This is a genomic window from Rhodococcus opacus, assembly GCF_012396235.1.
GTDB lineage: Bacteria > Actinomycetota > Actinomycetes > Mycobacteriales > Mycobacteriaceae > Rhodococcus_F > Rhodococcus_F opacus.
In genome coordinates, this window is record NZ_JAAXPA010000021.1 from 1 (window position 1) to 12,318 (window position 12,318).

General features: G+C 65.8%; 10 protein-coding genes. 4 read left to right on the forward strand and 6 right to left on the reverse strand.

Annotation, left to right across the window (positions count from 1 at the left end):
- From HGB39_RS24985 to HGB39_RS25005, 4 genes are all read right to left on the reverse strand, one after another.
- The coding region (locus HGB39_RS24985; protein WP_247607493.1) for a condensation domain-containing protein at nt 1-1,426 on the reverse strand (1,426 nt) is incomplete at its 3' end.
- A 1-nt stretch (nt 1,427) separates the two neighbouring features.
- Nucleotides 1,428-4,310, reverse strand: coding sequence for an aminodeoxychorismate synthase component I (gene pabB, locus HGB39_RS24990; RefSeq protein WP_043787436.1), 2,883 nt, complete (start codon nt 4,308-4,310; stop codon nt 1,428-1,430).
- 967 nt (nt 4,311-5,277) lie between these two features.
- A complete protein-coding gene (locus tag HGB39_RS25000) occupies nt 5,278-6,285 on the reverse strand; it encodes an anti-sigma-D factor RsdA (protein ID WP_265147372.1) in 1,008 nt (335 codons plus the stop codon).
- Nucleotides 6,286-6,369: 84 nt separating this feature from the next.
- The gene (locus tag HGB39_RS25005) at nt 6,370-6,540 is read right to left on the reverse strand and encodes a hypothetical protein (protein WP_155756112.1); all 171 of its coding nucleotides are present in this window, start codon (nt 6,538-6,540) and stop codon (nt 6,370-6,372) included.
- A gap of 438 nt (nt 6,541-6,978) precedes the next feature.
- Here HGB39_RS25005 and HGB39_RS25010 point away from each other — a divergent pair, with 438 nt between their 5' ends.
- The gene (locus tag HGB39_RS25010) at nt 6,979-7,185 is read left to right on the forward strand and encodes a hypothetical protein (RefSeq protein WP_025432377.1); all 207 of its coding nucleotides are present in this window, start codon (nt 6,979-6,981) and stop codon (nt 7,183-7,185) included.
- Here HGB39_RS25010 and HGB39_RS25015 read toward each other — a convergent pair.
- Nucleotides 7,151-7,876: a class I SAM-dependent methyltransferase gene (locus HGB39_RS25015; RefSeq protein ID WP_005563907.1), complete on the reverse strand. Its 726-nt coding sequence runs from the start codon at nt 7,874-7,876 to the stop codon at nt 7,151-7,153. The two genes, HGB39_RS25010 and HGB39_RS25015, sit on opposite strands and share 35 nt — an antisense overlap.
- 475 nt (nt 7,877-8,351) lie before the next feature.
- Between HGB39_RS25015 and HGB39_RS25020 the strand changes: the two genes are divergently transcribed.
- The 3 genes from HGB39_RS25020 to HGB39_RS25030 all read left to right on the forward strand — a co-directional run bounded on the left by HGB39_RS25020 (nt 8,352) and on the right by HGB39_RS25030 (nt 11,283).
- The gene (locus HGB39_RS25020; RefSeq protein WP_005563905.1) at nt 8,352-9,011 is read left to right on the forward strand and encodes a helix-turn-helix domain-containing protein; all 660 of its coding nucleotides are present in this window, start codon (nt 8,352-8,354) and stop codon (nt 9,009-9,011) included.
- Between the two features lie 29 nt (nt 9,012-9,040).
- Complete coding sequence (locus HGB39_RS25025) at nt 9,041-10,234, forward strand: hemerythrin domain-containing protein (RefSeq protein WP_043788382.1); 1,194 nt, start codon at nt 9,041-9,043, stop codon at nt 10,232-10,234.
- A gap of 752 nt (nt 10,235-10,986) precedes the next feature.
- Nucleotides 10,987-11,283, forward strand: a complete 297-nt coding sequence (locus HGB39_RS25030) for an MTH1187 family thiamine-binding protein (RefSeq protein ID WP_005563901.1) — start codon at nt 10,987-10,989, stop codon at nt 11,281-11,283.
- A 7-nt stretch (nt 11,284-11,290) separates the two neighbouring features.
- Here the strand turns inward: HGB39_RS25030 and HGB39_RS25035 are convergent, their stop codons facing one another.
- Complete coding sequence (locus tag HGB39_RS25035) at nt 11,291-12,253, reverse strand: helix-turn-helix transcriptional regulator (RefSeq protein WP_054246628.1); 963 nt, start codon at nt 12,251-12,253, stop codon at nt 11,291-11,293.
- Nucleotides 12,254-12,318: the final 65 nt, after the last annotated feature.

A 12,318-nucleotide genomic window follows, 5' to 3' on the forward strand; every position in this document is an offset into this window, starting at 1 on the left:
CCGGTGCGGTGCGGTTGTGTGCTGCGGCGGTGGTGAGCAGTTGTGGCAGTGTCGTTGCGGGGTGTTCGGGGCCGCCGGTGCGGTCGAGCAGGTTCCGTCGTTCGTCGGCGTCGAGGAGGTCGAGGTCACCGACCCGACTCCCCGCATCGGCAGAAAGGAAGCGGTCGAGAAAGGACAACAAGCGGTCGTGATGACATTTGAGAACGTCGTCGTCGTACAGGCTCGGGTTGGCTTGGAAGTCGATGTGCGTCGTGGTGCCGCCCACGCTCGGGTAGATGTTGACGAAAAGATCGTCGACGAGCCCGGAGGTCAACACGTGCAGTCGGCCGAGGTGCGGGCCCAGCCGGATCTCTCGGTCGGCCGGCATGATGTTGAGAGTCGGACCGAACGAGCGATTGCGGCTGATGTCCGTGCCGAGATCACGGCAGATGTCCTCACGGCGGTACCGCTGCCGCCGCAGCGCCCCGGTCAACTCGAGCTGGGCGGAGTGGATCAGTGTCCCGATCGTCACGTCCGCGCCCACGTCGAGCTGCAGCGGCACGACATTGGCCACCATCCCACCTGAGCGTCGCAGCGGTGCGGTCGTTCGGGCCGAAACCGGCAGACTGAGTACGATGTCCGATCTGCCTGTCATCCGGCACAGGAAGCCGGCAAGAGCAGCGACCAAGACCGTTGCTGCACTCGAGTTGTGCTTCGTTGCGACCGAATCGAGCAATGAGGCTACGTCGTGTGACAAGGCCGCGCTGGCCACTCGCGGATGCGCCTCGACGGGCGCCGACCGCCCGGCCAGGCTCGCAGGTTCCGGCAGTCCCGAGGTCCGTTCCGCCCAGTACCGCCGATCCGCCTCGAAGCGATCCGAGTTCCGGTAGGCAGCATCGATTTCAACGATCTGTGCGAGGTCCAGCACGCGGAGCGGCGGGGCCTCGACACCGGCAACTGCGGCCGTATACAACTCGGCAATACGCTGCATCAGCGTCATGGCGCCGTAGCCGTCGAGGGCGATGTGGTGAACGCGTGAGTACCAGTAGCAGTGCCGGTCGCCGACTCGGAGGATCGCCGAGACTGCGAGCGCATCGTGGAGGAGGTCTATCGGGGCGCTGAACTCGCTGCGCATCCACTGCTGCGCGACGACGCTCGGGTCGTCCTCCGCGCGAAAGTCGATTCGCCGGACCCCGCTGTCGGAAGAGTCGTCGACCAGTTGATACAGCTCACCGTCGTGATCGACCAGGCGTAAGAACCCGGAACCGAACTCCCTGGCCGCGACGCGACTGGTCGCCTCGAGCAAATCGATATCCAACTCGCCGAAGACCTCGACGTACTGCGCGATCGTGATCGGGAGCTCGCCGGCCAGTTGCTGGGCGAACCAGATTCCCTTTTGCGCGGCCGATAAACGGCATGCCTCGGACGGAAGGGCTCCCGAGCACATTTCAATTCCTGGAATCGGTGGCGGGACGGCGTCCACGACTCTTCTCCGATCTGCTCTTCGCACCAGGAGGCGTGCAAGGGTTGGGCTCGGGCCCGACCTCGGCGTGCTGGAGTTGCATGGATGTCCGCGCGCACGTGGTGTAGGCCGCTTCTCCCGCCTGATCGAAATGTGTTGCCACGTTGGCGAATAACTTGTTCTCGTCGAGTAGTGCGAGCACTGTCGTGTAGCGGTCGGGACGGTGCTCGACGACGAGGCTGCCGCCCGCGTGCAGGAGCCGTGCCGCCGCAACAATCGTTTGCCGGGCGAGCTTCAGCCCATCTGTGCCGCTGACCAAGGCCCGTCGGCGGTACTCGCCGCACTGTGAGGGAAGGTCTTCGTCGTCGGGAATGCACGGTGGACGGGCGAGGACCAGATCGGCCGTTCCGGCAAGGCCGGACAGTAGATTGGGCGTGGTGACGGCGCTTTCGTGAAGCACGATCGGGCTCTCGCCGAGGCGGATCTGACGTTCGATGTTGCGTCGCGCCACGTTCAGGGCTGTCGGATCCGCATCCACGGCATGTACACCGGCGTCGGCTCGGGCATGCGCGATTGCCAGGGCGATTGCTCCCGAACCGGTGCACAGATCCACGACCACTGGAGTCGTGACATGTGAAATATCGGCGAGGGCCTCGGCAAGTACAAGTTCGGTGTTGGCCCTGGGTGCCGGCACACCGGGGCAGACCCACACTTCTACACCGCCCAGTTCGGCCCGCGAGAGTCGTCGCATAGCTCGATCGATGGCGTCACTCGAGGTCTGCGGACCAACGCTGTGTGCGAGGGCGGGGGATCTGCCGGCGCTGATCGTGAGGGCCCTGCGCATGGCGGCCGCCTTGACCAGGGTCTCGGTGAACTCTTCGTCGGGGTCGGATAATGCGACGATGGCGCCCCCGATCCCGAAGCTCACTGTCCCGTGCCGGGACACCATGGTTCGGATGACGATGCTGAGGTCGGCGGTGCCGTTGATGGACAGCCAGCCGAGGGCGCCCGAGTACATGCCTCGCGGCCCCTCCTCCAGCCGATCGATGATTTCCATGGTGCGTATCTTCGGTGCTCCGGTCATCGAGCCACCCGGGAAGCAGGCGCGCACACACCCGACTGCAGTCGCGTCGCTGCGCAGCGTCCCCCGCACCGTCGACACGAGTTGGTGGACCGGTGCGTAGGTTTCGACGTCGAACAATCGCGGTACGTGCACAGAACCGGGAGTGCAGACCCGTGAGAGATCGTTACGCACGAGGTCGACGATCATGAGGTTCTCGGCCCGGTCCTTCTCGCTCGTCAGCAGGTCCTGGCGGAGCGCGTCGTCCGTCGCAGCGGTTGCTCCCCGCGGCCGGGTGCCCTTGATCGGCTTGGACTCCACTACCCGGTCGGCGTCCACGCGCAGAAACCTCTCGGGGGAGGCGCTGAGTATGTCCGCTGCCTCGAACCTCAGGAGTGCTGCGTAGGGCACTGGAGTGATCGATCGGAGGTAGGCGAAGGTTTCGACGGGGTCTATCTCGACATCGATCTGGGCGTGGTTCGTCAAGCACACTTCGTACGTTTCGCCGACGCGAATGTTCTCCAAACAGGTACGGATCTTGTCGAGGTAGGTTTCACGGTTGTGGCGCAGCGTCATGCGCGGGTCTGCCGCCGACCTGATGAGCGGCCGCGCGGGAAGCGCATCGTCGGTCGTGACGGGCAACCGGTTGATTACCTGGGCCGTACGGCGCATCCAGTCGCGGGTTTCGGGTTCGTTGGCCTGCTCGCTGAGCGCCAGGAGGTAGCAGCTGCCGTCGACGTGGTCGATCACGACTGCGCGGTCGGCGAAGACCATGGCAGCGTCCGGTGTGTCCGCGGAGTGTTGCGCATTGCCGTCGGCTTCGGCCTTCAACTCGTAGCCCAGGTAGCCCACGTAACCCAGATTGAACGAGAACGGCAGGTCCGGCGATGGCGGCACAGCGCGGGCCCGCAACTGTTCGTCGAGATAGTCGAAGAATCGCACGGGTCGTTTGCCGGCCGGAACGCCGGAACGGTGCACCAGGACGGTGCCGTCCGCAACGTCGTACGTGATGTACTCGGCGCGTGGGCCAGATGCGTCGCCCATGATGGTGAAGCGGGCGTCCGACTCCACTGTGGAGCTGCCGTCGAGCCAAAAACTGTTGGGGCCGTCTGCGAACAGGCGCTCATACACCGTCTGCGGGTCGACTCGCCGATCTATCCGCCGTGTTTCCACCACGTATGGCGATAAGGTCCGCGGCCGACGTCGAGGCTTCGGGGCGGATCCCTTCCGGCGGGTCGGGGTGAGGTCACGGAAGTTGGCGAGGAGTTCATGTCCATGATCGGTACAGATCGATTCCGGATGAAATTGCACCCCCCACAGCGGGCGCCGGCGGTGCCTTACTCCCATGAGGATCCCGTCGGATGTCCACGCGGTTGGCTCCAGCTCATCAGGGAGATTTTCGACGGAGAGAGAGTGGTACCGGACGACCGACAGGGGCGAGGGGAGGCCCGCGAACAATTCTCTTCCGTCGTGGAATACCTCTGAGTTGCGACCGTGCCTCGGCTCTGGTGCCAAGACGACATGCGCACCGAACAGTTGGCATAAACCCTGATGGCCGAGGCACACTCCTAGCGTTGGAAGCCCACCCCGCAGAATGGCCCGCGAGCTGATGCCGAAGTCGCGTTCGCTTGCTGGACGACCGGGCCCCGGAGAGATCACGATATTGTCGAACTCGGTCAGTTCGATCGCACGCCAGTCGACGTCGTTGCGCACCACCGTCGGCGGGCACCCGTTGACCTCGCTGAGAAAGCTGTAGAGGTTGTATGTGAAGGAGTCGTAGTTGTCGATCAACAACGTCTTGGTAAACATCGTTCGCCCGGTTCTCGGCGTGTGAGGGATGCGACACTGCGGTGTCACTCGCCGGTGCACCGACGTGAAGAGGTCCCTCGACTTATTGCAGGAGCTTTCGTCTGAGCGCGCACCACCCGTGGCGCCCTCCTCCAGCACGGGGAAAGCTCGTGTGATTCATTGACTGGGGGCGTTGCCACCAAGACCTCTCGACGTGTCGGCCCCGTTAGGAGGCTCCGCCGACCTGAGGAAAACTGACCGGCTGCGCCTGAGTGCCGGCGATGCCCGCTCGTGTGCATTTTTGGGGACGAACCGGCCGGGGGACAACTGGGTCCTTGTACCGTCGATACGGTGGGCCTGATGGACATGATCAATCCTTAGGAGGGCTATTTAGCCTGTCTATCAACGCAACCCGCCCAGACCCCGACACGCCGCGCGAGGCGCGCACTCCACCTTAAGTCACGAAAGTCTGTGGATACAAGGGCACCCATCCGGGTAATCCACAGAGCAAATGGTCGGTTCCATTCGCGGAGGGTGACGGTGTGACTAGGGCCTCCGGCGCACGAAAGTGATTGCGTCTCTTGACCTCAGGGGTGATGTGTCTGCTGTAATGATCACGAGGATGGAACGGCCGACCGCGACGATGGCGGGCGCGTTTCCCCGTTTCGCCAGTTGGGGACGGCGCAGCCGGGGATTGCATCGGCATGAAGCTTTCTGTACCTCGTGCGCGGTGGTATCGCCTGGCGGCAATGCCGATCGAGTTCCCCCGGCCGGGACGGTGCACGCGGTCTTCGCCCGCTCCAGTCGAGCGGCGAGGACCTGGTGGGGGAGTGGGCGAGGTTGCGGGCACCAGGCGGAGGTCGGGCGAGATCCGCAACAGCCACGTCGTCGAGGCGGAAGTGAGCGAAGAGACCGCGCAACCCTCGGGACCGTTGAGAGGCGAGATGTCGAGTCTCCCACAATTTGCCGATAACAATTGGTACGTCAACTACCTATCTGAACGCGAACTGTCCCAACAGCTTCCGTTCTCGGTGTTGCGCGAGCAGGCGGGAATGTCAGGGGTGTGGGCGCATGGTTTCGAGCATGTAGTCGAGTTCGGCGATGGTGCGGTGGGGTGGGAGGGTGAGGATGGGCATCTCGGCGCCTGCCGTGTACCAGTGCTGGAGCTGGTCTCGAGCGGTGTCGGGTGTGCCCCAGACGGTGAGCTCGTCGAGCAGAACATGGGCTGCGGCTGGCACGTCAGCGTCGTCGTGGGTAGCGGCGGCAGTGAAGTGGGCGGCAGTCCGGGAATCTGCAGATCCGTGGGCAGGGTTCCCGGCAACTGCTCGACGCCCGGCGCGGTCGTGGAACCGGGTGTCCCCGGCACCGTGGCCGGCAATTCGGTGGTCTGTGTCGGCGCGTCGGTGGTGGTGGTACCGGGCGTCGTCGCCGCGGGCGGCGTGGTGGGAGCGATCTTCTCGACCTCCGCGGCGAGCTTCGCACGCCACACGTCGAGTTCGTTGCGCAGGTCGGCGTCACGTACCCCGCCGGAACGGTCTGCGGCGCCCTCGAGCAGGTTCTTCGCCGCCTCCGCGTCGCCCGCGGCGATCAGCCGCTCGGCCTCCTGCAGCTGCGACGTGGTGTCGATCTGCGCGACGGTCGAATCGGCCTGCTGGCTGAACACGACCGACTTGACGCTCCACAGCGGATCGCCGGGTGCGGCGTTGTACGAGAAGATGGTGACGCCACCTATGACGACCGCGATCGCGGCGGCAGCGCCGGCGATGGGTCGCAACAAGCGGAGCTTGCCGCGGGCAGCGCTGCGTGCGGAACGGGCGTCCGAGGCGTCGATCGCCGCGATCACGTCGTCGAGCAGCGGCCCGGTCGGCATCGGCGTCGCCACGATGTCGGCGCGCCAATTGGTCAGCAGAAGCGCGAGCTCGTACTGCTCCGGCGAATCCGTCGCGACAGGACCGCCACCGGCGATCGCGTCGATCAAAGCGTCGTCGCGGCGCACTCGGGCGGTCCTGAGGCCCTGGGCCGGGGTCGACGTTCTTGCGAGGGCATTGCTTCTTCGGGGTGGAAGATCCTCCTAGGTGGATTATCCCACCAGCGCCAGGTACTCGGCGAGGCTCAGCAGTTGCCACACCTCATGCGCTTCCGCAAGCGCGGTCGCGTCGTCCAGCGTGGCCAGTTCGTCGACACCGGCCTTGCGAGCTACCGCGATGCAATCGATCAGTGCGTCGAGCGGTGGTGCCTCACGACTGCGCACGACATCGTCGTTCTTCGCGGGTTGCGCCGACGTACCGGAAGCTCGATGCCGACGTGCGCGCGCTGGAGCGGGTGGTCTGGCGCAGCCGTTCGATCCCGATGAGCGCCATGCAGTCACGCGAGTGGTGCCCACATTCGTCTGCGCACGCAAGAAGCCGCCGGCACCTCACGGTGTCAGCGGCTTCGCTTCCTTCCCAGGCACGCTACGCAATGTAGGTCTGACCCGGGCGGGTGGTGACGGTGCCCGCCAGTGCGCCTCTCGGCAAGTGGTCGCTCGAAGCGACAATTTTCAATGTGGTACCCGGGGCATTGGGTCGAACACCGTCGAGTGTGTAAACGGTTCGCGGGGCAGCGGTATTCCTTCCCCGATGGGCAGCTTTCAGTGGTGCGCTTCGGCCCGTCGGCGCGCAAACTGGAACCAGGAGGTCAGGAGGTCGTCATGCGATTACTACGGGGCCTGCTCGACGTGGTGCTGGGCATCCTCACGGCCATTCTCGGCACGGTGCTGGGCATCGTCGCGGCGGTGGTATGGCTTGTCGGCGGGGTGCTCTGCGTAACAGTCATCCTGCTTCCTCTGGGCCTCCCCGTGGTGAGGCTGGCACGCCGCCTCTTCACCCTCGCCAGGAAGCTGATGCATCTTCCCTGACGCGCAGTGTGAAGAAGATGAACGGTGCCTCACGGCTGAGCCGCTCGAAGTGTTCTGGGGAGCGATCGTGCACCGCCGCACCGGGCCGCGGCTCCGAAATACGTTCGACGGTGAATCCCGCTGCGGTGAATGCGTCGAACATGGCGTGCAACGGCCTGTGCCAGAACTTCATGTGGAACGTCTCGCCGGACTTCACCCATTCCTCGGTGAACTCGTACGTTCCGAGATAATCGCCCTGCCCGGCAAGCCTGAAGTCCACGAACGGGTGATGGGTCGAGATGACTACGTACCCGCCTGGCGCGAGTACCCGGCGGAACTCGGTCAACGGTCTCGACCAATCGTGGACGTAGTGCATCACCAACGACGCGACGACGACATCGAAGATCGATGACCGGATGGGTAACTGCTGGTTGAGATCCGCCCGGATCAACGACACGTCGGGACCCAGGCGCGTTCGGGCGATCGCGAGCAGACCGTTGCTGAGATCGACGCCGGTGACGGCGGCACCGGCGGCGAGGAGTGCACGCGACAGCGCACCGCTGCCGCAGCCCGCATCCAGCACTTTCCGGCCTGCGACGTCGCCGACCAGCGCCAAGGTCGCAGGTCGCTCGTACAACGCGTTGTACACGTTGTTCTCGGTGTCGGCGTCATACGCCGACGCGTACGTGTCGTAGTCGTTGAACGTTGCCACGGTGTGATCATTGCGGATCGGCGCTACCGTCGTGCCCCGACCGCCGCGGCAGCCCTGGTGCCGCCCGGGTCATCCTGCAATTCGACCGGACTCACCACCCGGTGCCGATTGGCAGAGCGCCCCGGTGGGGGAGTCAATGCGCCCCGACGTATTCCTCCCTGCGGTGCAGCATGGCCGCTGCCATTGCGGGGCATCAGCACATGGCCGGCGAGCATCAGGCCGTCGCCGGAGAGCAGGCCGAGCCAGAGCGGCAGGAACAGCACGACGAACGCGAGCGGCGATCGCCGGCCACGAATGCCGCCGCCGTGCCATCCATGCCGTCATCGGGGTGGCCATCGGCAACGAATGCACTTCGACGCGCGCATCGTGGCATGCACGGATGGCCGCTTCGGAGGAGCGAAGCGTGCGGACGGGCCCGCCCGGAAATCGCTTGAACAGTGTTGTATTGAAAACTTGTGCGTTCTAAAATTGGGGTATGGCGACGGTCGAGTACGACACTGCGGAGCCGGGCGGATCTGGGACCCGCCGGTACCGCTCGCCGCTGCGTCGGATGCAGGCAGCCCAGACGCGGGCGGTCGTACTGGAGGCCGCTACCCGGTTGTTCGCCGAGCACGGCTGGGTCGCCACCGGTATGAGGGATGTCGCGCGGGCCGCGGCGGTTTCCGTCGAAACCGTCTACACGACGTTCGGATCCAAGGCGGACCTGTTGAAGTTGGCGCTGGAGGTCGCCATAGTCGGCGATGACGCACAGGTGCCGTTGGCCGACAGGCCCGTCTACACGGCGATCGGTACGGGGCGCACGACCAGCGACCGCATCGAGATGGGTGCGCGCATGATCGCCATGATCAACGAGCGCATCTACCGCCTGGCCATGGCAATCCGCCAGGGTGCGACGGCGGATGCCACGCTCGCAGCGGTGGCCGCCGACCTGGAGGGGCAGCGCAGGCGCTCGGTCGCCGACGTCGCAAATTTGATAATGGGCCACCACGCCGATCCTGGTCAGGTCGACGAACTGTGGGTCCAAACCCACGATCAGGTCTATGCCCTGCTCGTGGACGAATGCGGTTGGAGTCGCCTCCGCTACGAGTCATGGCTGATCGACCGCATCGCAGAAATCTTCGACCGCCCGGTGTGACATACGGGCACCATTGTCTGGAGTAGGTCATGACAACCGAAACTCGGCCTCCCGCCGACACTCGCATCATGCGCATCGTCCACAGCGCGCTGCGCCGCGATATTGCGCGCGCCGCGCAGGTGCTGCGCACAACACCTCCGCCCGCGCAGACTCAGCGGGTCGCCCTCGCCGATCATCTCGCGTGGATGATGCATTTCCTGCACCTGCACCACAGCGGCGAGGACCGTGGACTGTGGCCGCTGGTCCGCGAGTTGAACCCGGCCGCCGGAGCGCTGCTCGACGCGATGGACGCCGACCACACGCGAATCGGCCCCGAGATGGAGCGGGTCACCGCTGCGGCAACCGAATACCGTGCGCATCCGGCGGCCCGAGAAGAACTGTCGCGCTCCCTCGCCGCTCTCGAACAGGTTCTGCTGCCGCACCTGCAGCGCGAAGAGGACGAGATGATGCCGGTCGTCGCCCGCACCCTGACCTGTCGTCAGTGGGACGACGTAGAGCAGCAGGTGTTCATCGCCTCGAAGACCAAGCGGGAGCTGGGGATCGAAGCTCACTGGATCGTCGACGGTGTCGATCGGGAAGACTACGACGTCACCGTTCGCAAAGTCGATCCCGCCACCCGGTTCATGCTGCTCCATACGTTCAAACGACCATATCGGCGGGCATGCGCCGCCCGGTGGGGCGCCGACCTCGACGTGAGCCCCCGGCTCCACCAGCCACTCCGCACCGAGGGCTCGGCAGAACTGTGGATCGACATCCCGGCCCGGCAGCTGTACGACGCGGTCGCCGACGTCACCCGCATCAGCGAACGGAGCCCCGAGTGCCGCAGCTGCGCGTGGCTACCGGGACGGTCGCCGGGGACCGTGGGCGCCCGATTCCGGGGGCACAACCGCGCACATCACATGCGCTGGTCCCGGGTCTGCGAGGTGACCGCCGCCGATCCGGGGAGGAAGTTCGAGTTCCACACGGTGTCGGATCGGCGCAACCCGCTGTACCACGACTCGACCACCTGGTCATACACATTCAGAGCGGACGGCGACGGGACCCGGGTGACGCACGCGTATCGGATCGACGTACTGCCGTACGGCCCGCTGCTCTCGCTCTACTCACGCCTGCAGCCGCAGCACCGGGACATGCGGCCGCAGATGCAGCAGAATCTCAAGGCGCTGCGGCGGCAGGCGCGCGCCTGCACGCCTAGAGGGTCGTCCCTGCCCCGAACGGCCTAGTGCCCATTACTCGCTGTTATCTGCAGGTGGGGCGTCAGTGTTGCGGTGAGTCATGCTGTGGTCGGCCAGGGTCGGGCGCTTGTCGGCGGGTGCGGATTCTCTGGCTTCGCTACTGTCGCAGCCTCGCGCTTCGGCGGAAACCTGGTGCTCCCAGTACGCATCCGATCGTGCCCGTGGTGCCCACGGAACTCCCATGCGAAGTCCTCTCTGTGCGTGTGGCTGGAGGAGATCGCTCTTCCTGTCACGTAGATCGCGCGGGTGGCGGCTTGTCGCGCCACTGCCGAGCCTCCCGGGTGTCTTTCCTTTGTACGCCTCGGCAGTGAGTTCTGTCGTGCCCAGCGGACCGGGTCGGTGACCTTGCAGCTCGGCGATTGGGCGAATTGGACGCAGCGGCCGGCGCGCTCGAGCTCGGGTTCGTTGCCTTATCCGGATATGCGGGGTAGACCTGAGGTACGGATCCACGACAGACCAAGGTCGAACCGGAAGAGAAGATTCCACCTCTCGGTCGTGGCACCCAGCACGAGTTGTAGGCACCCACGCAGAAAGCACAGCCCACTAACTGGGCTCAGCGCGGCGGGCTTGCGTCAGACGGGGGGATGTCTGACGCCGAGGCCACATTTCACCCCGCGCAACCATGCAGCTTGGTAACCAGACGTTCGTGCTCGCGGGCGGCGTCCCCTTGATCAGGGGCGCCGTCCGACGTGTGTCTGTGGAACGCCGCGAAGTCTTCGATGCCCAGAGAAGGAGAGCACATGCTGGTGGCATTCAGCGTCAGCCCGATGGGCGGGGATTCCGACTGCGTCGGTGCCGCGGTCGCCGCGGCCGTGCGGGTGGTCCGCGAATCCGGGCTGTCCAACGAGACCACGTCGATGTTCACCACCGTCGAGGGTGAGTGGGACGAGGTGATGGCCGTCGTGAAGCGTGCAACGGACGTTCTGCTGGAACAGTTTCCGCGGGTCAGTCTGGTTCTCAAAGCGGATATCCGGCCGGGGCGGAGCGATCAGCTGCGAGCGAAGGTCGAGACGGTCGAGCGCTACCTGACCGACTGACGCTCGGTCATCCGCCCGCACCATGTTCGCCGGCATAGTGGTGGGCGAGTTCCGTGCCGATCCGGGCGAGCTCGGCCCGGACCGATCGAGGTTCGAGCACCTCGACCATCGACCCCCAGCCGGCGAGGTTCCGGGCGATGTCCAACGGGGTCGGTGCGGCGAGACGGATCCGGGCGCGACCGTCGTCGTCCGCACCGTCGGGGTGGCAGTGCCGCCCGAAGTGATCGCGCAGGATCGGCACGAACCTGGCGTCGATGAGCACGGTCGCCCACGTCGTCGAGCGCCGCTGTTCCACCTCGCCGACCACTTCGTCCCACGCCGCGGCGAGTGTGAAGTCGTCGGGGCGCTCGGCGGGCTGCTCCGTCGATTCGGCGTGGACGATCCGGTCGACCCGGAAGGTCCGCTGTCCCCGTTCGGTCCCGGCCAGGAGATACCAGCTGTCGTCCTTGTCGACGAGACCCCACGGGTCGACCAGTCGCTCGGACCGTTGCCGGGCGCTGTTCGTGTACGTCAGGCGCACTTTCCGGCGCCGAATCACGGCGGCCTGCAGCAGGTCGACCATCTCGGGCCTGCGGCGATCGCGTTCGCCCCACCGGGTGGGATCGATCATGGTGGCACTGGCGGCGGCCTCGGCGTCGGCCCGGAAGGTCTGCGGCAGCGCCCGCACCAGTTTGCGCAGCGCGGCCTTGGCCTCGCCCGAGACGGCGGCCGCCGGGCCGACCAGAAGGAACAGCGCCTGCGCCTCCGTCGCGGACAACCCGCTGAGGTCGGTGCGGGCGCCGCCCACCAGCGACCACCCGCCGCCGCGCCCGGACTGTGGGTATACCGGGATCCCCGCAGCGGACAACGCTTCCAGGTCGCGGCGAGCGGTCGCGACGGACACCTCGAGTTCGTCCGCCACCTCGGCGGCGGTCACTCGACCCCGGGACTGCATCAGCAGAAGGGTGGCGACGAGTCGGTCAGCGCGCATGTCCTCAGTTTCCCTCGAAAAGTGCTCAATTGGTGAGCACTTTGAGTCGGAGGATGAATGTTGTC

Coding starts and splice junctions, on each gene's coding strand:
- pabB (WP_043787436.1), bottom strand. CDS start 4,310: ATGTTTACCAAGACGTTGTTGATCGACAACTACGACTCCTTCACATAC.
- HGB39_RS25010 (WP_025432377.1), top strand. CDS start 6,979: ATGCGATTACTACGGGGCCTGCTCGACGTGGTGCTGGGCATCCTCACG.
- HGB39_RS25020 (WP_005563905.1), top strand. CDS start 8,352: ATGGCGACGGTCGAGTACGACACTGCGGAGCCGGGCGGATCTGGGACC.
- HGB39_RS25025 (WP_043788382.1), top strand. CDS start 9,041: ATGACAACCGAAACTCGGCCTCCCGCCGACACTCGCATCATGCGCATC.
- HGB39_RS25030 (WP_005563901.1), top strand. CDS start 10,987: ATGCTGGTGGCATTCAGCGTCAGCCCGATGGGCGGGGATTCCGACTGC.
- HGB39_RS25035 (WP_054246628.1), bottom strand. CDS start 12,253: ATGCGCGCTGACCGACTCGTCGCCACCCTTCTGCTGATGCAGTCCCGG.